The 18644-nt window shown below is 41.3% G+C and carries 18 protein-coding genes and 4 pseudogenes; 14 read left to right on the top strand and 8 right to left on the bottom strand.

Annotation, left to right across the window (positions count from 1 at the left end; translation table 11 throughout):
• Positions 1–49: 49 nt before the first annotated feature.
• Positions 50–361: a hypothetical protein gene (locus tag CU633_RS21350; protein ID WP_101662573.1), complete on the top strand. Its 312-nt coding sequence runs from the start codon at positions 50–52 to the stop codon at positions 359–361.
• A gap of 12 nt (positions 362–373) precedes the next feature.
• Here CU633_RS21350 and CU633_RS21355 read toward each other — a convergent pair whose 3' ends face one another.
• Together CU633_RS21355 and CU633_RS21365 are read right to left on the bottom strand one after the other, a co-directional pair.
• Positions 374–796: a hypothetical protein gene (locus CU633_RS21355; protein WP_101662574.1), complete on the bottom strand. Its 423-nt coding sequence runs from the start codon at positions 794–796 to the stop codon at positions 374–376.
• 417 nt (positions 797–1213) lie between these two features.
• Positions 1214–1828: pseudogene (locus tag CU633_RS21365) on the bottom strand (LysE/ArgO family amino acid transporter).
• Between the two features lie 128 nt (positions 1829–1956).
• On the opposite strand from CU633_RS21365, the gene pdxR reads away from it, so the two are divergent.
• On the top strand, positions 1957–3399 hold the full coding sequence (pdxR, locus tag CU633_RS21370; protein WP_101662576.1) for a MocR-like pyridoxine biosynthesis transcription factor PdxR: 1443 nt from the start codon (positions 1957–1959) through the stop codon (positions 3397–3399).
• An 80-nt stretch (positions 3400–3479) separates the two neighbouring features.
• On the opposite strand, the gene CU633_RS21375 is transcribed toward pdxR, so the two are convergent.
• Positions 3480–3575, bottom strand: a complete 96-nt coding sequence (locus tag CU633_RS21375) for a YjcZ family sporulation protein (RefSeq protein WP_101662577.1) — start codon at positions 3573–3575, stop codon at positions 3480–3482.
• Between the two features lie 1369 nt (positions 3576–4944).
• Between CU633_RS21375 and CU633_RS21390 the strand changes: the two genes are divergently transcribed.
• Positions 4945–5082: a YjcZ family sporulation protein gene (locus tag CU633_RS21390; protein WP_101662579.1), complete on the top strand. Its 138-nt coding sequence runs from the start codon at positions 4945–4947 to the stop codon at positions 5080–5082.
• Between the two features lie 116 nt (positions 5083–5198).
• Here CU633_RS21390 and CU633_RS21395 read toward each other — a convergent pair whose 3' ends face one another.
• Both CU633_RS21395 and CU633_RS21400 read right to left on the bottom strand, forming a co-directional pair.
• Positions 5199–6092 carry a VanW family protein gene (locus CU633_RS21395; protein WP_101662593.1) on the bottom strand — a complete coding sequence of 298 codons (894 nt, stop codon included), beginning with the start codon at positions 6090–6092 and terminating at the stop codon, positions 5199–5201.
• A 304-nt stretch (positions 6093–6396) separates the two neighbouring features.
• On the bottom strand, positions 6397–6498 hold the full coding sequence (locus CU633_RS21400) for a YjcZ family sporulation protein (RefSeq protein ID WP_101662580.1): 102 nt from the start codon (positions 6496–6498) through the stop codon (positions 6397–6399).
• 277 nt (positions 6499–6775) lie between these two features.
• On the opposite strand from CU633_RS21400, the gene CU633_RS21405 reads away from it, so the two are divergent.
• Both CU633_RS21405 and CU633_RS21410 read left to right on the top strand, forming a co-directional pair.
• Complete coding sequence (locus CU633_RS21405) at positions 6776–7468, top strand: DUF421 domain-containing protein (RefSeq protein ID WP_101662581.1); 693 nt, start codon at positions 6776–6778, stop codon at positions 7466–7468.
• A gap of 480 nt (positions 7469–7948) precedes the next feature.
• Positions 7949–8857 (top strand): endonuclease/exonuclease/phosphatase family protein, encoded by a 909-nt coding sequence (locus CU633_RS21410; RefSeq protein WP_180955068.1) that lies wholly within the window; start codon positions 7949–7951, stop codon positions 8855–8857.
• 115 nt (positions 8858–8972) lie between these two features.
• On the opposite strand, the pseudogene CU633_RS23480 reads toward CU633_RS21410, so the two are convergent.
• A pseudogene (locus tag CU633_RS23480) lies at positions 8973–9068 on the bottom strand (hypothetical protein); the annotation flags it as partial.
• A gap of 76 nt (positions 9069–9144) precedes the next feature.
• On the opposite strand from CU633_RS23480, the pseudogene CU633_RS21415 reads away from it, so the two are divergent.
• The 6 genes and pseudogenes from CU633_RS21415 to CU633_RS21445 all read left to right on the top strand — a co-directional run.
• Positions 9145–9395: pseudogene (locus tag CU633_RS21415) on the top strand (TetR/AcrR family transcriptional regulator); the annotation flags it as partial.
• Positions 9396–9470: 75 nt separating this feature from the next.
• Positions 9471–10138 (top strand): annotated as a pseudogene (locus CU633_RS21420) (class I SAM-dependent methyltransferase).
• 659 nt (positions 10139–10797) lie between these two features.
• Positions 10798–11574: an enoyl-CoA hydratase-related protein gene (locus CU633_RS21430; protein ID WP_101662583.1), complete on the top strand. Its 777-nt coding sequence runs from the start codon at positions 10798–10800 to the stop codon at positions 11572–11574.
• A 468-nt stretch (positions 11575–12042) separates the two neighbouring features.
• Entirely contained in the window at positions 12043–13038 is a 996-nt protein-coding gene (locus CU633_RS21435) for an ABC transporter substrate-binding protein (RefSeq protein ID WP_101662584.1), read from the top strand.
• Between the two features lie 36 nt (positions 13039–13074).
• Positions 13075–14103, top strand: coding sequence for an ABC transporter permease (locus tag CU633_RS21440; protein WP_101662585.1), 1029 nt, complete (start codon positions 13075–13077; stop codon positions 14101–14103).
• Positions 14078–14872, top strand: coding sequence for an ABC transporter ATP-binding protein (locus CU633_RS21445; protein WP_101662586.1), 795 nt, complete (start codon positions 14078–14080; stop codon positions 14870–14872). Before CU633_RS21440 ends, CU633_RS21445 begins: the two co-directional genes overlap by 26 nt.
• Before the next feature lie 62 nt (positions 14873–14934).
• On the opposite strand, the gene CU633_RS21450 is transcribed toward CU633_RS21445, so the two are convergent.
• On the bottom strand, positions 14935–15486 hold the full coding sequence (locus CU633_RS21450; protein ID WP_101662587.1) for a helix-turn-helix domain-containing protein: 552 nt from the start codon (positions 15484–15486) through the stop codon (positions 14935–14937).
• A gap of 130 nt (positions 15487–15616) precedes the next feature.
• Between CU633_RS21450 and CU633_RS21455 the strand changes: the two genes are divergently transcribed.
• The 3 genes from CU633_RS21455 (at position 15617) to CU633_RS21465 (ending at position 18100) form a co-directional block, all read left to right on the top strand.
• Complete coding sequence (locus CU633_RS21455) at positions 15617–16348, top strand: AzlC family ABC transporter permease (protein ID WP_101662588.1); 732 nt, start codon at positions 15617–15619, stop codon at positions 16346–16348.
• Positions 16338–16643 (top strand): AzlD domain-containing protein, encoded by a 306-nt coding sequence (locus CU633_RS21460; protein ID WP_101662589.1) that lies wholly within the window; start codon positions 16338–16340, stop codon positions 16641–16643. The genes CU633_RS21455 and CU633_RS21460 overlap by 11 nt, the downstream gene beginning before the upstream one ends.
• A gap of 176 nt (positions 16644–16819) precedes the next feature.
• Positions 16820–18100, top strand: coding sequence for a M48 family metallopeptidase (locus CU633_RS21465; RefSeq protein WP_101662590.1), 1281 nt, complete (start codon positions 16820–16822; stop codon positions 18098–18100).
• A 153-nt stretch (positions 18101–18253) separates the two neighbouring features.
• On the opposite strand, the gene CU633_RS21470 is transcribed toward CU633_RS21465, so the two are convergent.
• Positions 18254–18490, bottom strand: coding sequence for an IDEAL domain-containing protein (locus CU633_RS21470; RefSeq protein ID WP_101662591.1), 237 nt, complete (start codon positions 18488–18490; stop codon positions 18254–18256).
• Positions 18491–18644 lie beyond the last annotated feature (154 nt).

Below are 18644 nucleotides of genomic sequence, written 5' to 3' on the forward strand. Positions count from 1 at the left end.
ATGTTCATTTTGCAAGAGATGAAGTAAATTGCAAGGATGGTGGGAGTTTGTGTTTGTAAAAGTATACCAGTACCATATTGAAACAGGAAAAGAACAAGAGTTTATTGAAATTCAAGAAAAAGCAGCAGAGATTTATCGGAAATATGTCGACTTTCATACCGCTTATCTAAAAAGTAATGATGATCCAACTAAATGGATGGAGATAAGCTGGTATGGAAGCGAGAAAATCTATGAAAAGTCTATTTCCATTATAAATGAGCAAAAAGAAATCCAGGAGCTATACAAGAGATTTCAATCAGTACTTGCGTCAGATAAGCACGAAATTAGTGAAGAGAATTTTTCACAAATAAAAGAAATTTAAGTTAATCTCTAATTATTTTGTTGCTTGAAACAAAAAACTTTTGCAAGCATTATTTGGCTCTTTTTCAGGCTCAAAGTCAGCAATCACGCTCACTTTTGAAAAACCAATGCTTTCTAAAATGAGCCGGAATTCTTCTATCCCGTACCAGCGCAATGCGAATCGTTGCAATTCGGTTTGGATAAGCCGGCCTTCACGCCACTTTTCATACTTTAAATAAGAGACTGTATATTGGTTGAAAAAATCCGCTTCAACCAGCTTCTCTTCCACTGTGATCGTGTCATCATTTGGGCAGTTAATCGTTGTTGTTTTTCTCAATTTGCCTAGTTTAAAATCGTTATCAGGCAGAAAGATATCAAGCATTAGTCGTCCGCCACGCTCAAGATGGTGATAAAGCTGCCTTAAAGCTTTAATTGATTCAGCGCGTTTTTCAATCAATAAAAATGAACCGCCTGGAATAATGATAGACTTTAAGAGGTGACTTATCTTGAATACCTTTAATGGGGTTGTGTTCCTCTGGCAACTTAGTTTCTTAACATCTATTATTGCTTTCGTGTTCGGAATCATGAAAATGTCATGGATATCCATGATTATTAGCTTTTTCACCTTCCTGCTCATTGCTTATTATTTTTTCGGCGCGAATAATGGCTGGAGGCTGGTTTTTCTGCTGTACCTGCATTCTTGCTTGTCTGCACTTTTGTCGTATGGAAAAAACAATCAACTAAGGCACCAGATTTGTAGGGCTGAGATAAATCAGACTACTATGTGGTTTACCACCGTTCATTTTCTGAACGGTGGTATTTTAGAGTTTTTTAATAGTGTCAGCAGATTAGTTATAATGTCCAGTTTCAGTGATTATTTTATAAGAGAAATCCCCAAATAAACCGCGGTCCCCCAAATCACACAGGCTGAAACTTTGTTGATAATCACAAGAAAACGTCCTGATTTCGCCAGCTTGCCTGTCAGCCGGCCGGTGATGCCGAGACCGAAAAACCATAGCCATGAGATCACGATGCATGCTAATGCGAACACCATTTTTTCAACTCCGGCATATTTTAACGAATTTGTCCCGATGACACCGATTGTATCGAGGATGGCATGGGGATTGAGCAGCGATACAGACATCGCAAAGACAATTTATTTTTTCGCTGAAAAGGATTCCGCCTTTTCCAATTGCCCGCCGCCCGGTTTGCTTTTCCATGTAACAAACCCCATATAGAGCAGGAAAACAATACCGACTGTAAGCAGGATCGTTTCCAGCCAAAATGATCCGAAAACAACGACGGAAACTCCTAAAACCGCTAATGAAATTAACAAAGTATCACATATCGATGCGGTAATAATCACTGGCAGTACTCTTATAAAATTAGGCTGAACGGCTCCTTGATTAAGCACAAATACATTTTGTACTCCTAAAGGGAGAATTAAACCAAATGCTAAAATCATTCCATGAAGAATTGCTGCTGTCATTGCCTGCGCCTCCGGTGTAGTAATGTTTTTTATTTTAGTAGATTTATTGAAGGAAGTCTCCAACCAATTGGATGGTATTTTACCCAACCAATCGCTTATAATGATAAAAAATGCAGGAGCGTGTCTTTATGTCTGAACAAGAATGGCTTCCCGTTAAAGCTTCGTTCATCCCTCTCCATCAACAAATATACGAATATATGAAACGAAAAATAATGGCTGGTGAATGGACGGTTGGTACAAGGATACCGCCGCAGCGCACCCTGGCAAAAAGGTTCAAAGTCAATCGAAGTACCGTTGTGTTTGCTTTGGGCGAGTTAGCGGCAGATGGATTAATCGAATCAAAAGTAGGCAAAGGAACGGTCGTGATCAATAATAGCTGGAATCTGCTCGCCTCTGTTCCGCCGCCTGATTGGAATAGTTATGTAAAGTCGGGAGCTTATCATCCCAACATCAGGACGATCCAGGACATTAATGAAGCCGAAAAAAACCCAAACATCATCCGGCTTGGGACTGGTGAGCTGTCACCGCAATTGTTGCCTTCTGAGAGGATGAAAGATATTTTCAATTCGTCGAGTACAGTCTCTTTAGGATACTCTGAGCCAAAAGGAAATTTATACTTAAGAGAAAGGATCAGCCAATATTTAAAGAAAAAGGGAATCCAGGCTTCGCCTTCATCAATCCTGATTGTTTCAGGAGGGCTGCAGGGATTGCAATTGATCTCACTCGGATTATTGCACCGCGGTTCAACGATATTCCTTGAGACGCCTTCATACCTTAATTCAATCCAGGTGTTCCAGTCATCAGGCATGAATTTATTTGGGATTCCCATGAATAACGAAGGGATTATAATCGATTCGCTTGGAAAATTGAAAAGGCAGCATAACGGGGCTTTGCTTTATACGATCCCATCCTTCCACAACCCGACAGGCATATTAATGTCGGAAAAAAGACGAAATGAGCTATTCAATGTGTGCATGAAAGAAAGGCTGCCGATTCTTGAAGATGATGTATACGGAGATTTATGGTTTGATGGCTCTCCGCCAAGTCCGCTAAAAGCGAATGACAGGCAGGGGCTTGTACTATATATGGGAAGCATGTCCAAGACACTCGGACCGGGATTGCGAATTGGCTGGGTTGTCGGCCCTGAGCCTGTCATCGATCGTTTAGCCGATATTAAAATGCAAACAGATTATGGCTCAAGTTCCTTATCCCAATTTGCGGCAGCAGAATGGTTATCAAGCGGTTTATATGAGGAACATGTTGAACAAATAAGGTCTCAGTTAAAATTCCGCCGGGATTTGACAATTGATATTTTAAATAAGCACTTTCATGAATTGGCAAACTGGACGATCCCGAAAGGCGGTTTTTACATATGGGTCACGATCAAACCCCCAATTTCATACCGAAAATTATTTGAAGAAGCTTTAAAAAAAGGGATTTTGCTAAACCCGGGAAATGTTTACGACCGAAATGACCAGCAACATCTGCGGCTTTCCTATTCGTATGCACCGCTCAAAGAATTGAAGAAGGGGTTAATCAGGCTTTCAGAATTGATAAAAGCGCACATATAGATTTTCCCAAGGGAAAGAAGGATAGCCTAACTGACTATCCTTCTCTTTAGACTTCTGAACTGATAGTCTATCACTCTTGCTTAGTATCCAACAAAAGCAACACCAACGATTATTAACAGGATAAACAGAACGACAATCAGAGCAAAGCCTGCTCCATATCCACCACTACCGCCCATAGTGTGCCCACCTCCTTTTTTATGAATAGTACATTATATGGGAAAAATGTTTTTGAGGGTTGGACATCTGTTTAAAGAATAGGGAAAGAGGCTTTTTAATTAAGGAAGTACCACCTTTTTCGAGAAAAAAAAGAATCAAACTACCGCAAAACAACAAAAAAAGAGCCTGGACACCCATGGATTGAAACATCCAGAGTTAGCAGGCCATTGTATCTAACATTTTATTGTTCGTCGTAAATATCAAATAAAAATCGAAACGGGTCATTGCTGTTTTTATTAAGAAAGTTCCTTTTCTTATAGGCTGAAATAGGCAGGGATGCCAAAGCGATAATAGAGAAACACAAAATGATTAAAGATAATAGCCCTAAAATTGCAACCACTTTTTCCACGTCCTTTCCATTATCTTTCTACAACTTAAGCGTAAATTATGGAAAGCGTTTCAGGGCAAGCAAAATTTTCGGAAAGGGAGTGGAATTTGCCATGTAAACATAAAAAGTTGTTTAGGGTCGGGAATTATCTTGCTGCCGCTGCTGATTTACAATACAGCAGGCGATTATGCTATTTTTGCGTGGCTGCTGATTATGGCGCTCGGTTTTCTGTAAAATCATCACTTAAATAATGATAATATTGAACGAACCTGATTCACCATATTAATACCGTTTGTTATTTTCCCAGCGTGCGACATTATTTTATTTATGCTTCCCGTGGGCCCCTGTCTTGAAGAAGAAATACGTCTCCCTCTGGCATTTGAACGCGGTCCAAAAATGTGAAACGGGCCGGAAGTCCTTCGTCTTGCATTACGTGGATAAAATGGCATATATTCACCTCCAATATAATAACCCAGGTGCTTACTTACTGGTAATGAACAGAGTATAAAGACATTTGCATGTGAACAAAACTCACTCTTTCCTAATGACTTGCATCCCTTAAAATCGTATTATCTACGGTAACCAATATCAAGATGATCAACAACTTAGTTACTGAAGCTTCACCAGCCGAAAATCTTTGAAGTATATTATACAAATCGCTTATGCCTTAATATCACAACTTTTGTTGATGATCTTCTTAATAATCTATGAAAAAATAGAATCGGTGATTGTGTTAAATCGACTAAATGATAAAAATTTAAAACATATTCATGGCTTTAGTGAAAATATCTAATTTTAAGCTTCCAGTGCTGGAAAATTTATTGAGTTTATGATAAGATCTTTTATTTTTCTTTGTGTAGACTACAATGTGATCTCGCGTGATATCTGGTTGATTCATTTAGTAATATCGGATAAGCGTCCAAGCTTATTTTCCCTTTGGACATAACAATACAGTAGGGTTTAATATTTGCTAATCCTAAATGAAAAAAGGAGGGGAATTTATGGGCTGCTTTGGTGGATGTGGTTACAGATACGGTGGTGCCCGCTATGGTGCTGCTTCATATGGTGGTGGTTTTGCACTGATCGTTGTGTTGTTTATTCTATTGATAATCATTGGTGCTGTTTGCTGGGGATATTAAAGCCATGTGAACTCTAAAATGTTGATAGTAAAAACAACCTGTTCCCTTTAGGAAACAGGTTGTTTTTAACTGTATTTTTCAAGGCAGCTTTCATATTAACCGCGGAAAAAGTTATTTCATCTTTTCAAATTAATGGCTAAAGCAGGGTGGTTTCCCGGGTCATCATTAATTGCATCTGAGGAATAAATCTTGATCATGACCTTGCCTCCTTGTGACTTAGCGCGGATCAGGATCGGTTGGTTATACTGGTTTTTGAATTGAAAATCAGGACCATACCAACTGACCGTTGCATCCCTTCCAGGTGGGACATAGGGAACCCGCCTGCTATGGGAATAACGTTGAACAATTTCCATTCCGGCCTTATCCACTGCATTAAATAACGTCGAAGAGACTTGACATATTCCGCCCCCAATTCCTTCGGAAAATTCGCCTTTGACAATAACCCGTGCTTTTAAATACCCTCGTTCCGTAGTTCTCTTGCCAACGACGCGATTAAATGAAAACATCTCCCCCGGAAACAATACATGATTGTTAAGAGCTTCTACGGCCAGGGAGATATTATGTGAACGATTTTTGTTGTTGCTATTAAAATAAGTTTGATATTGGCCTATCTGTTGTTCTCTTATGTTCGAAAGCAATTCACTGTCCACTTTTGGGTATATGGAAAGGGTCGGAACTTCTATCTTGGCTGGTCCATTACCGAAAAAATATGTTAAAAATTGATTTGTGAATTCTTGTTGGTTTAATTTAGATCCGATCTGTTCCTGCACAATATTGTCTTGATCATCGATTATTGCATTCCCCGGCTCCTGATAAACTTGTCGGTCCAATATGTCGATAAACTGAGAGTATTTGTAACTGTCGATCATCGGCTGGCCAGGGAAGGGGATCAAAAAATCACTTCGGTTAATGGTGAAAATCGTCTCGCCTTGCTGCGTAATCATGAGGTCACCTGGATAATTGACAAGTTGCGTGATTAGCAACAGTTTGGTAATCCATATGAATTTCATCATTAAGGATACCTCCCCAATTCATATTTTTTAGCACTGTTATTATTATTTCGCTTAACCTATAGTCTCTGCAGGAGTATCCTTGGGTATAGCTATATATAATGGATTCATCCTTTGTTTGTAAGCTTATAATGCCGACAGAATGATTTTGGTCATTTGTGTCATTAAAAAACCCTTTTTTTATATTTCCCACATATCTTTTATTTATTGTTATTTTGAAAAATCGAAGTAAATTGAATGTAAAGCAACGAAGGATAGCCTATTCGACTATCCTTCGTTGTGCACTTAAGCAATAGGAAGTGTATTAATATCCACCACCAACGAACGCAACACCAACAATGATTAGAAGGATAAACAAAACGACGATGAGAGCAAAACCTGCTCCGTATCCGTAATTTTCACCCATATTAAGTCCACCTCCTTGAATTGAATACTACATTGTATGGGAAGAGAAACGTTGCGGGTTGGACAATTTCTGAGCAAAGAATTAAAAAGGGCTTCTATACCTTAGGGAATTTCAGGACTTGCACTGTGGACGTAGCTTAATCGCTCATAAAATGTGATATTGGGTTAAATGTCTGGTTTTTTAGTTGTCAAACGTGAGTTCATATAGAGGTATATCTTTCCACATGTTAGCCATAATATGTTTGATAACTCTGAATCAAAAGTGGAGGGAAAACAACGTGGGAGAAGTTAATATTGTTTTGCTCACAACCAAAGTCGTCATCGGCTTTGTTACCTTATTTTTTATTATTTTCATAACAGGCAGAACATCCATTTATCAATTAACTCCTTTTCACTTCGTTTTTGTATTACTGCTCGGGGATTTTTTAGGAGACACTATTTATGAAGACCGCATTGGGATCTTCTATTTTTTTTATGCTGTCGGATTGTGGACACTGCTCATGCTGGCTGTGGAGTATATCACTTTAAAAAAGAAATCATCCCGCTCTGTGTTTGAAGGCAATCCTGACATTATTATTCGCGATGGGATTATCGATCGAAAAATGCTTAAAAAGAATAAATTGGATGTGAATCAGTTGTCGAGCTTGCTGCGTCAAGCGAATATTTTTTCAGTACGTGAAGTGAAATATGGAATACTGGAACCAAACGGCCATATAAGCACCTTATTAAAATCCAAGTACCAAAAACCGGACAGACAAGATCTCAATCTTCCCGATAGCCCAGTAGACCTGCCAACCACCTTGATTATTGACGGGGAAATAATATGGGATAATCTACACGAACGCGGATTTGACCAACAATGGCTACATAAGCAATTAACCGCGCAAGGTTATGACAGTGAAAAAGATATCTTCTACGCCGACTGGGATGACAGTGAGGGCATTCATATAAGCCCTATTAAAGTTGGTTAAGTCATAGGAAGGTTAGGGGGTATAGCACGAAACTAACGGAGGCTGGAAGAGGCAATTGAATAGTTTTTTTCGCGGTTGTCGAACTCCGTGAGTTCCACAACCGTAAAAGTTTTTTTGATTAGTCGCCAGAAATCGCTCTGGAAGATAATTTGCCAAAGCCTCCGAATGAATTCGAACTTGACGTATAAGTGAATAGCATTTAGTCTTTTCGCAAAGCCAATGGCTAATAAGCTTTGCTTTTAAACGATGTTGTTTTAAGCGGGCACAGGGATTCGGTTTTCGATGGACTGGATTCATTATCCGCTGAAGAACACCTTCCTATCATGCCATAGGTGTTCTTTTGCTTTTGATTAGTAGTTTCTGTGATTTATAGAATCTCTTAACAATCATTAAAACTATATTTATACCAATGTATCTTTAAATTTACATTCATTCGTTACCCTTGTTTTGTACCAATTACAAAACAAGGAAGGAAAAACAGTGAAAAAAGCTGTAAGATTGGTTTTCTTGTTGTCTTTTGCGTTACTTCTTGTCGGAAGCACGCTCTCAGCTGCTCCGGGAAGACAGGCATCTGCCAGCGAGGGTGAAGCTGAAGAAATGAATTTGCGGGTGATGACGTATAACCTTAGGTATGAAAACACTATCGATCCGTCACCTCACACATGGGATGAAAGACGACCGACCGTTCGACAGTTGATCCGCATGGAGCAGCCGGATATCTTTGGGACTCAGGAGGCTCTATATCAACAGGTTGCTGAAGTCGCAGATGATCTGCCTAACTATGAATGGATTGGCCTTGGCCGCGAAGGTGGCAGCAAAGGTGAATTCATGGCAATCTATTATAAGAAAAACCGCTTTACACCATTAGAATACGACCACTTCTGGCTTTCAGACACTCCGGAAGTAATTGGTTCCAAGTCATGGGGCAACACGATTCCTCGTATGGTGACTTGGGTAAAGTTCCTTGATACAAAAACGGACAAGCAATTCTACTTTGTGAACACACACTTTGACCATCGTTCCGTAGAAGCAAGAGAGAAAAGCGCCAGCTTGATTGTGGAAAAAATCAAAGCGTTCGATCCTGCATTGCCGGTTGTGTTGACAGGAGATTTTAATACTGCCCCTGATACGAGACCTCATCAAATCCTGACAGACGAAGGCCCATTTGTAGATACGATGGAGTCCGCCGAGCAGAAAATCAACGACCATCTCGGCACATTCAACGGTTTCCGTGATCCGACAGGTGGTAAAAACCGCATTGACTGGATTTTAACAAAAGGAAATGTAATTACCCACTCAACAGAAATCATTGATTATCAAAAGATTGGCCAATTTCCGAGTGATCATTACCCAGTCATCAGCAACCTGACATTGGGGACAAGTAAATAAAACGACGAATCCCCGGTGCCATCACCGGGGATTTTTTCGTGATACATACTCTAAAAATTCATTTAAAGAGGTAAACATTACTTCTGGTCCTAATCTCCTTCACCGAGCATTACGGATCGTTTATAAAATAGATCATTCCGACTAGAAGTCCGGCACCTATCAGATAAGCTAAGGCATGCCTTATCCAGCCTTTTATATAATGCTTTGTGTATTTTATCATCCTTTTTTAAACAATACAATTGTATTATAAAATTGTGCTGTTATTTTTTTCTTGTTAAAATAAGATTATGCCTAAACTAGTTGATCACGAGAAACAAAGAAAACAAATTGCAGAAGCGACCTGGCGAGTCGTTTTAGAACGAGGAATGGAAGGAGCGACAGTAAGAAATATTGCCAAGCAGGCAGGGTTATCACTGGGTGCATTGCGCCATTATTTTTCAACACAAGAAGAATTACTCGTTTATGCGATGAAGCTCGTCAAAGAAAAGGCGACAGCGCGTATTAATGCAACGCCAAGCAGGATATGCCTCCAAAAGAAATTGATGAAAATATAATTGTAAAGAAGGCGATATTTTTGAGAGAATCCATTGATAACTTTGATGATGTGTTGGAAATGCTTGATGCTCTATTAAAAGAAGAATCTCGTTTTAATTGGGATGCTTTTTATTCTGAGCGGGAGCGAGGCATACCGTTTTTTGTGAATTGTCCTGATGAAAATTTAGTAAGTTATTTTGAAAAAAAACTGATTGGTCCCGGGAAAGTGCTTGAACTTGGCTGCGGTCCTGGCAGGAATGCCATTTAATGGCTGAAAAAGGTTGTTCTGTTGATGCGGTAGACCTTTCACAAGAGGGACTTGAGTGGGGAGCCGAACGGGCGAAAGAAAGGAATCTTGACATAAATTTCATGTTGAAAAACATCTTTGAACTAAAGATTGAAGAAGGTGTATATGATTTCGTATATGATGCAGGTTGTTTTCATCATGTCGCGCCGCACAGGAGGATGAGCTATATCGACTTGTTAAAGACCGCTCTAAAACCAAATGGTCTCTTTGCCCTTACGTGTTTTGTCCAGGGAGGGCGGCTCGGCGGAGCAGACATCACGGATTGGGAAGTATATCGATTGCGCAGCCTTAAAGGTGGGCTGGGTTTTACCGAAGAAAAATTAAAAGCTGTCTTTAAAGATTTTGAAGCAGTTGAAATCCGTAAAATGGAGGAAATCGAGCAGCCAAATCTCCTTTTTGGTGTTTCTGATTTGTGGACAGCTTTATTCAGGAAAAAATGAAGTAGTCCATCTTGACGGAAAAGATCAATTTATTCGGGCAATGGATATAAACACTATATTGAAAAACTTCAATAGGAAGGCTGACTTTGTTCAAGTAAAAGTATTCAAAAAATTAGTTGAGAAATGAAGTCCGGCAGCAAATCATGTTTTCCTCATTATTTATAAAAGAAGGTGGGTAATATTAAACCGTTTAAGAAGCTTTATTTATTTAAAAAAGCAACTACATTCCTCATGTTCTTCATCAGAGTAATTATGCTTGGATTCATTACATTTGATTTTTTTCAACACTTTTCTCCGGAAGTTCCCGTTGGATTACAATTCGAGGGACTTCGTGCAAGTTTGATTTTGTTTTATATTCCTCTATCCTTTTTATTATTGATGTTTACCTGGTTTCTACAAAGCAAAAAAATTATTTTGACTACATTTATTATGGATATTTTAGCCATCTGTTTTTTTGACGATATGCTTAGGTTTTTTATTTAGTCAACGATACAGGAGGAAAAGGATGGCGTATGCAAAATGGTAGCCTGTTTCCAAAGTCTACACATTATTTACAGCTATAAAAGACCCATCTGTTTTTTGTGATTTTTTGAAAGGGTTTTCAACGAGGAAAATCGAATTTTTGTTACAGCACTGAAAAAGAAGGGGGAAATTTTTTTATGCCGTCTGTGTTAATGACAACTGAAGGCCATATTGCTGTGGTGACATTAAATCGGGAGGATGCTTTAAATGCGTTTAATTATGAGACGCTTGCAGAGCTCCAAACAGTAGTGGAAGAAATTCGGGTCAATAAAGAGATTCGCGTTGTGATTTTTACAGGAGCAGGTGACAAAGCGTTTTCTGTTGGAGCCGATTTGAAAGAGCGCAAAACATTAACAGAACAGCAAGTAAAGCGGAATCTGTATAAAATCAATGAAGTGTTCAACCTGATCGACCAGCTGCCCCAGCCGACAATTGCAGCAATCAACGGTTATGCTTTTGGGGGCGGGATGGAACTCGCTTTAGCTTGCGATATCCGAATCGGAGCAGAGGGCACGCAGATGGGCTTGACGGAAACAAGCCTGGCCATTATCCCCGGAGCAGGTGGAACGCAAAGGCTTCCCCGCCTGATCGGACAGGCAAAGGCACTTGAGCTGATTTTAACGGCACGCCGCCTCACTTCAGAGGAAGCATACGAGTATGGCCTTTTAAATAAAATTTCCAAACGGGAACAATTGCAGGCGGATTGCCTTGCAATGGCTGAGAGCATGCTTAACAACGGCCCGATTGCCTTGCAGCAAGCGAAATTTGCAATCAAGAACGGCATGAACACCGATTTGCAAACCGGAATGCAAATTGAGCGAAAAGCTTACGAAGTTACGATTCCAACCGCTGATCGGCTCGAAGCGCTTCAGGCGTTTAGTGAAAAAAGAAAACCTGAATACAAGGGAGAATAAAAAACACGATTCTGTCGTGTTTTTTATTCGGAATTTCTGTGCAAAAAACGGTTTCGCTTAAATAAAGCCGACTTCCGCTTAATTATTGGAATAAACGCTTAATTCCCGAGTCGTTTCGCTTAATTCCCCCGATTTTTCGCTTAATTATTTTGGGCTGTTACCCATAATAGTTATTTTGTGGTAAATAATAGATATATTTAGGGAAAATTCCCCGTTTAATAACTATGATTTTATCAAATTCAAACATATCATTCTAAAAAGACAAAAAAAAGCAAATTTGCAGCTGATTTTATTCAAGCCGCGGTCGCTTTAACACCTAAAAGTGGTTTGCCATCCTCTGAATAACATCCGCCAATAGAAATTATTGCATATTCCACGAAAATACTTGTAAAATAGCTAAACTTACGTATATAATTTAGTGCATAAAAGCATAAAAGTGCGAAAGTGTTAATTAAGGGGGAACTGAAAATGAAAAAAAGATTGGTATATGGGGGCATTAGCGGAATGCTGGCCTTAGTGTTATTAAGCGGGTGCGGCAGTGAAAGTACGAACGGAAGTGGAGAGCAGCCTAAAGAGGATGATGCTTTTAAGGTTGGCGTTACGCAAATTGTCGAGCATCCTTCTCTTGATGCCGCGTTTGAAGGATTTAAAAAGGCGCTTGAAGAGAATGATGTCGAGGTTGAATATGATGTTCAGATTGCCCAGGGTGATCAAAGTAATAGTCAAACGATCGCCAATAATTTTGCGGGGGATGGGGTTGATTTAATTTTCGCAAACTCCACTCCAAGTGCGCTGAGCTCATTAAATGCCACTAAAGAGATTCCAATTGTGTTTACTTCTGTGACCGATCCTGTTGGCGCAGGGCTGGTTGCGGCAATGGATCAGCCTGGTGAAAATATTACCGGAACGACCGATACGCACCCGGATGCGATTCCGAATACGGTGAAATTTATGAGCGAGAACATGGACGGGGAAACAGTTGGCGTCATTTACAACTCGGGTGAGCAAAATTCGGTGGCACAGATCGATTTGGTCAAGAAGGCGCTGAAAGATACCGATTTGAAATTAACGGAAGCGACCGTTTCCAATTCTTCTGAAGTTAAACAGGCGGCTGAATCATTGGTCGGCAAGGCTGACATGATCTATATCATTACGGATAATACCGTCGTTTCGGCACTTGAATCGGTGATTCAAACCGCGAATGACAATGATATCCCGTTATTTGTCGGTGAACTGGATTCTGTGAAGCGGGGCGGTTTTGCTGCGTATGGATTCGATTATGTGGACATCGGTTATGAGGCTGGCATGATGGCAGCACAAATATTGAAAGGCGAAAAGAAGCCTTCAGAGATTCCCGTTCAATATCCGCAAAATTTGAAGCTGGTGATTAACGAGAAAGCTGCTGAAGAAATGAATATTACAATCAAAGACGAATGGAAAGAAAGTGCCGAGTTCGTAAAGTAAAATAACTTTCCGGACGAAATAGAAAGGATGTATTTTATGTTTACAGCCATATTTGGTTCCGTTGAATCAGGTGCAATTTATGCGATTATGGCTTTGGGGGTTTATCTGTCCTTCAGAATATTGGATTTTCCTGATTTAACAGTTGACGGGAGTTTTGTTACCGGGGCATCTGTGGCTGCAGTGTTGGTCGTCTCGGGAACGAATCCTTTTCTGGCAACGGCCGCTGCGATACTGGCGGGGTTCTTGGCGGGATGCATCACCGGCCTGCTGCACACAAAAGGGAAAATTAATGCATTACTATCAGGAATTTTAATGATGATTGCCCTCTATTCTATTAATCTGCGAATTATGGGCAAATCGAATGTACCGCTTTTAGCGGAATCAACAGTGATTACCGCGATCAGGGACTTTTGGAAAAGCCTCGGGATTGACGATGGCATTCAAGCTTTGCTGAACAGCGCAGGCTTGTCTGTCTTTGTTCCCACTACATGGGGAGTCTTGATCATTATGATCGTGCTTGCTTTCATCGTTAAGCTTGGAATTGATTTATTCCTGAGGACGGATCTTGGATTGGCGATCAGGGCGACCGGTAATAATGAGGCGATGATCCGAAGTTTTTCTGCCAACACCGACTATTTGAAAGTACTCGGATTGGGGCTTTCCAATGCACTTGTGGCCTTTTCCGGTGCATTGGTTGCCCAGTATTCCGGCTATAGTGACGTCGGGATGGGAATCGGGATGATCATCGTCGGGCTCGCCTCAGTCATCATTGGCGAGGCGGTATTCGGAGCGAAAACGATTGTCAGGGCGACATTGGCCGTAATCGGTGGCGCGATTTTGTACCGGATCATCGTAACGATTGCGTTAAGGGTGGAGTTTTTAGAAACAAGCGATATGAAATTAATTACAGCCTTCATCGTCGTATGTGCCTTAGTGTTTCCGAGATTGATAGAAACCCAGAAGGAGAAACAGCGCAAAAGGCAAAGAATCAAAAACCGAAAGGCAGATTTGAGCGTCTTGGAGAAGGGTGGTGAAAGGGTTGCTCCAGCTAAATCAGATATTTAAAGTGTTCAATGAAGGGACCCTTGACGAAAAAATTGCTCTCGATCATATCGATTTGCATCTTGCTCCTGGTGATTTTGTGACTGTGATCGGCAGCAATGGTGCGGGTAAGTCAACGTTAATGAACATTATTTCCGGCAAGTACGCACCTGATGAAGGCGAGGTTTATATTCATGGGAATAATGTTACTGATGAACAGGAGTTTAAAAGGGCGAAGCGAATTGGCCGGGTCTTTCAGGACCCGATGGCCGGAACCGCCCCGGGGATGACAATTGAAGAGAATCTCGCCATTGCCTATGCAAGAACATCGGTACGCGGCTTTAGGCGGGGAGTATCAAAAAAGCGGAGACAGTTTTTTAAAGAAGTGCTTGAAACGCTCCAGCTCGGGCTGGAAAACAGGCTCGAGGCTAAAGCCGGCTTGCTTTCCGGCGGGGAACGCCAGGCATTATCCCTGCTAATGGCAACCTTCACCAAGCCCGATCTGCTGCTTCTTGATGAGCATACCGCTGCGCTTGACCCTTCCCGGGCTGAGCTGATTACCAGCTTGACCGGAAAGATCGTTTCCGAACATAAATTGACTGCTTTAATGGTTACCCATAATATGCAGCAGGCCCTCGATCTCGGGAACCGGTTAATTATGATGGATCAGGGCCAGATCATTTTTGAAGCGAATTCCACTGAAAAAAGCCGCTTGACGGTCGATAAATTGCTCCAGGAGTTCCAGCGCATCCGCGGCGAAAAAATTAACAGCGACCGCTCGGTATTAATATAACCACCAAAGCACATGGGGAGTAGACCGTGTGCTTTTGCTGTTTAAGAAGCAAGCTTTTATCTTTAAGGATAATACATAACCGCCTGATACCTGGTCAGCTCTTCGCCGGAATTTTTATAAGTGTGTGATTTATTGGCTGTGAAGCGGATCGAACCGCCAGCCTCAATTTTATATGTATTGTCGCCGATAAGCATTTCAAGGCTCCCGTTCATGACGGTAATATATTCTTCGACCCCTTCGTTATGGCGCGCCGAAGTATGGATGCTGCCGCGGTCCATTTCAACTATAAATATTTCAAACCTTTTTCTTGGATCAAAGGGGAAAATCGAATAAACGCGATAGTCGCCGTTATTCTCGATGACAGGTGTGACATTTTGCAATGGCACAAAAGCAATATCTGCAGGCTCGTCGTTGATAAGCGAAGAAAAGGACACCTGGAGCCCGGTTGCAATTTTCCAGAGGGTGGTAACGGTCGGGTTGGATTCGCCGCGCTCGATCTGGCCGAGCATCGCTTTGCTGACGCCGGTCAGGCTGGCTGTTTGATCGAGGCTTATTCCCCGGTTATTCCGAACTGCTTTTAAATTTTTCCCGATATTCTTTTGGATATTTTCCATTTTTTCCTCCGAAAGAATTGTACAATATAACGCACGTATGTATAATATAGTTTAATTATAATTTGAAAATATATACGTCTATTTTAGTATAAAACTAGCGGAATATAAACCGGAAAAAGGCGGTGGCACCTTGGCAGAATTAACGTTGGGCAAACATTCTTCCGAGTTTAGAAAAGGAATTCAAGCCGGAGTCAGCATTGGGATCGGCTATTTTCCGATCGCGGTAACCTTCGGGCTGCTGGCAAAAACAACAGGGCTTTCAATTGCTGAGACGGTTATGATGAGCCTGATTGTGTTTGCAGGGGCGTCGCAATACATTTCTCTCAGTCTGTTAACGCTTGGAACAGGTGTGTTTGAAATTATTTTAACAACCTTTATTGTGAATATCCGCCACTTTCTAATGGCGGCTTCGCTTAATGAAAAATGTGAGGATGACCATCTTTTCAATAAAGCCATCTATTCCTTTGGAATCACCGATGAAACTTTCTCGGTAGCGGCAACAAAGGAAGGGACGGTTACGACGGGGTATATTTTCGGCGTGATCGCGGTCTCGTATTCAAGCTGGGTCATCAATTCCGGACTTGGCCATTTACTCGGTGCAAGCCTTCCGGAAACGTTACAGGAAAGCATGTCTGTCGCTTTGTATGCGATGTTTATCGGCCTGCTCGTCCCGTCCATGAAAAAGAGTGCTAAAGTGGTCTTTTTGGCTGCTCTTGCAGCTTGCTTTAATACGGTTTTTACTTTGGCGGAATGGCTTTCAACTGGGTGGGCGATTGTATCGGCAACGCTCCTTTCGGCCGTCATCGTTGAAGCAGTTGAAATGATGAAAGGGAAGCAAAGGAGGGACGGAAGTGAGCAGTGAAATCGTCTGGATGATCATCGGAATGGGTGTCGTTACCTATATCCCGAGAATGCTTCCATTTATCTTGTTTCAAGGCAAAGAGCTGCCTGCTTTTTTACAGGGGGTGCTGAGAAATGTCCCGTACGCCACTTTAGGGGCGCTTATTTTTCCAGGGATACTGTTCATTCAGGAGGATATGTGGTACGGGCTGCTCGGAGCGGCCGCTGCCTTTATTGTTGCGTATCTTGGCGCGAACGTGATCATCGTCGTGCTCGGCTCGATTGCGGTATTAACTTTATATTCGTATCTTTTTTAGATTTCGATACCTGCCGGTTCATTTGTGAGCCGGCAGGTATTTTTTCATGGATTGGCGTTGGAACTGTGCATGCTAAGTGTAAGGGAGCGGGCAGGCTTGGTTAAGATCTTGTTCTAATTCACGAATTTTTTATTAAACTAGTAAGAGAACAGGTTGTACATGGAGGTGAAAATAAGTTGGCGCGCAAAATCGGGGTTTATGCGGTTATTGGCTATGTTCTTTACGGGTTATTTATTTACTGGTACCTTTTCGATTTCGCCGATACAAGCCTGCCGTTTGAATATGAAGGCTCACAGGCTGACCCGGCCGTTTTTCTGAATGCGCGGGAACTTAGCTTGAGCGAGGAATATTCAAAGGTGAGAAATCTTTTATTTTTCTTGTCTACACCGCTTGAATGGCTTTTTTATTTATTAATTTTGTTGACCGGGCTTTCAAAGGCATTTAAGCGCTGGGCCGAACAGTCAGCTAAATTCAAGTTTTTCCAAACAGCGACCTATTTCTTTTGGCTGTCTGTTTTTGCCTTCGTGGCAACTTTTCCGTTAAGCTATATCAGTTACTCTTTGGCAAGGAGCTACAATATTTCGACCCAGACATTCGCTTCATGGATGAAGGATGAGCTGATTGATTTCTGGATCAATTACGGAATTATGGTGATTGTTGTTTCTGTGCTTTATTGGCTGATGAAGAAAAGCCGCAAGAGGTGGTGGCTGTACGCCTGGATGTTGTCAATCCCGTTTACCTTGATGATGATGTTCTTGCAGCCGGTCGTCATTGACCCTTTATACAATGACTTTTATCCCTTAAAAGACAAGGAGCTCGAACAGAAAATCCTGGCGCTTGCAGCCAAAGCGGACATTCCGGCTGACCATGTTTTTGAAGTGGACATGGCCGAAAAAACCAATGCTTTAAATGCCTACGTGACCGGAATCGGCGGAAATTCGCGGATCGTGCTTTGGGACACGACTTTAAACCGCTTAAATGATGAGCAAATTTTATTCATAATGGCCCATGAAATGGCCCATTATGTGAAGAAGCATATTTATGTCGGAATAGCTGGATACCTGCTGTTATCGTTAGCCGGATTATATGCAACGTCGAGAATCATGAATTGGGCAATAAGCCGCTGGGGAAAAGAATTTAAGGTTGACCACGTTCATGATTTACGCTCATTGCCGCTGTTCTTGATGATTCTGTCGATGCTGATGTTTGCAGCGAGCCCGCTGACCAATTTTGTGTCAAGATACCAGGAAAGCCAGGCTGATCTTTATGCAATTGAGATGACAAAGGATCCGGAAGCGGCAATTTCTTCATTTCAGGAGCTGACACGTGCCGGGCTCAGCCAGGTCAATCCGCCTTTATTGGTGAAAATATTCCGCTATGGCCATCCGACAATGCTTGAAAGAATTGCTGCTCTTGAAGAATACGAAATAAAGATGCGAAACGAAAATATCGATTGAAAGGGGCCGCCTCTGGTGGTCCTTGTTTCATTTTTAAAAAATCAAAAACAAAAATAAGAGACTGAGCACCACCGGCTTCCAACTCCCATCTTTTCATAAAAGAAGGACGCCTTTTGGTCAGTCTCCGATAAGGTTTGAACCGCAGAAATTAAGTTAAGTTCCAAACTGTTTGTTTAAGGAAGCTAATTCTTCAGTCAACTGCAAAAATGCTTGCTTATCATGAACATCGATTGCCTGATCAATCTTGTTCAACAGCTTTTCTTTTTCAGCGTTAAGCAACACTTCATCAAGGAGCATATCAATGTAAAGGTTTGACATGTAAGCTTCTTTTGCATTTTGGCGGTTCATCGCTTTCGCTTTCATTAGCTCTGTGTAGGACCTTTCGTTCATGAAAATCACCCCTGACGCTTTTTAATATTATATGGAATTTTCACTCTTGAATCAACTAAATTTTTTTAATTTTTAGAAAATATTTTTTGGCGGTTAATTGTAAAATCAAATGCAACACCATAAAAATAGAAAAGCCATAGTGAAACCGTGTTAT

The organism is Bacillus sp. V3-13, from assembly GCF_002860165.1.
Lineage (GTDB): Bacteria > Bacillota > Bacilli > Bacillales > Cytobacillaceae > Bacillus_BJ.

Coding starts and splice junctions, on each gene's coding strand:
- pdxR (WP_101662576.1), top strand. CDS start 1,957: ATGTCTGAACAAGAATGGCTTCCCGTTAAAGCTTCGTTCATCCCTCTC.
- CU633_RS21375 (WP_101662577.1), bottom strand. CDS start 3,575: ATGGGCGGTAGTGGTGGATATGGAGCAGGCTTTGCTCTGATTGTCGTT.
- CU633_RS21390 (WP_101662579.1), top strand. CDS start 4,945: ATGGGCTGCTTTGGTGGATGTGGTTACAGATACGGTGGTGCCCGCTAT.
- CU633_RS21395 (WP_101662593.1), bottom strand. CDS start 6,092: ATGAAATTCATATGGATTACCAAACTGTTGCTAATCACGCAACTTGTC.
- CU633_RS21400 (WP_101662580.1), bottom strand. CDS start 6,498: ATGGGTGAAAATTACGGATACGGAGCAGGTTTTGCTCTCATCGTCGTT.
- CU633_RS21430 (WP_101662583.1), top strand. CDS start 10,798: ATGCCGTCTGTGTTAATGACAACTGAAGGCCATATTGCTGTGGTGACA.
- CU633_RS21435 (WP_101662584.1), top strand. CDS start 12,043: ATGAAAAAAAGATTGGTATATGGGGGCATTAGCGGAATGCTGGCCTTA.
- CU633_RS21440 (WP_101662585.1), top strand. CDS start 13,075: ATGTTTACAGCCATATTTGGTTCCGTTGAATCAGGTGCAATTTATGCG.
- CU633_RS21450 (WP_101662587.1), bottom strand. CDS start 15,486: ATGGAAAATATCCAAAAGAATATCGGGAAAAATTTAAAAGCAGTTCGG.
- CU633_RS21470 (WP_101662591.1), bottom strand. CDS start 18,490: ATGAACGAAAGGTCCTACACAGAGCTAATGAAAGCGAAAGCGATGAAC.